We start from the raw sequence: 786 nt of genomic DNA, 5'->3' as shown, positions 1-786 counted from the left end.
TAGAATATTATTTAGGTAGAATTTATAAAACTTGATTACTAGATATTAGTCTTTGTCTTAAGTGGTCAATAGGTACAATGCTACCGTTAAGATTGTAGTGCCAAAAAGTCCAACCATTGCAGCTTTCAGCTCCTAAAATTGTGGCTGCTACTTTATGAATTGAACCCTCTGTTTGTTCATGCTTAATACTCCCATCAGCCATTATTTTTGCACTAATTTTCTTTTTATTATCGTATATAGTAGTTCCTGGTTTAATTATTCCTAACTCAACTAATGAGCCAAAAGGTATTCTTGGTTTAGATCTTCCATTTTGAAGAGTATCTAAATAATCATCTTCTATAGGTTTTGTTTTTTTTATCCTTTGTTCAGCTGCATTAAAATACGTTTTCTCTTTTTCAATACCATAATAATTTCTTCCCAATTTCTTAGCAACTGTTGCTGTTGTTCCTGATCCTAAAAAAGGATCTAAAACAAAATCATTTTTATTTGTTGTTGCTAATAAAATTCTGTGAAGTAGAGCCTCGGGTTTTTGGGTAGAATGCACTTTTTTTCCATTTTTTTTTAGTCTTTCAGAACCATTACAAATCGGCAATTCCCAATTAGATCTCATTTGAAGATCGTCATTTAAACATTTTAAAGATTGGTAGTTGAAAGTGTATTTAGACTTTTCAGATTTCGATGCCCAAATTAAAGTTTCATGGGCATTAGTAAATCTTGTCCCTCTAAAATTAGGCATTGGGTTTTTTTTATTCCATATTACATCATTTAATATCCAAAAGCCTAAAT

General features: G+C 30.7%; 1 protein-coding gene. It reads right to left on the bottom strand.

Annotated elements, in window-relative coordinates; genetic code table 11:
* Positions 1-22 precede the first annotated feature (22 nt).
* The coding region (locus AMN80_RS01000; RefSeq protein ID WP_075520169.1) for a site-specific DNA-methyltransferase at positions 23-786 on the bottom strand (764 nt) is incomplete at its 5' end.

It is taken from the genome of Candidatus Pelagibacter communis, assembly GCF_001179985.1.
Classification (GTDB): Bacteria; Pseudomonadota; Alphaproteobacteria; order Pelagibacterales; family Pelagibacteraceae; genus Pelagibacter; species Pelagibacter ubique_J.
The sequence above is the reverse complement of the archived record's forward strand: the minus strand, read 5'-3'. Positions and strand labels throughout refer to the sequence as shown.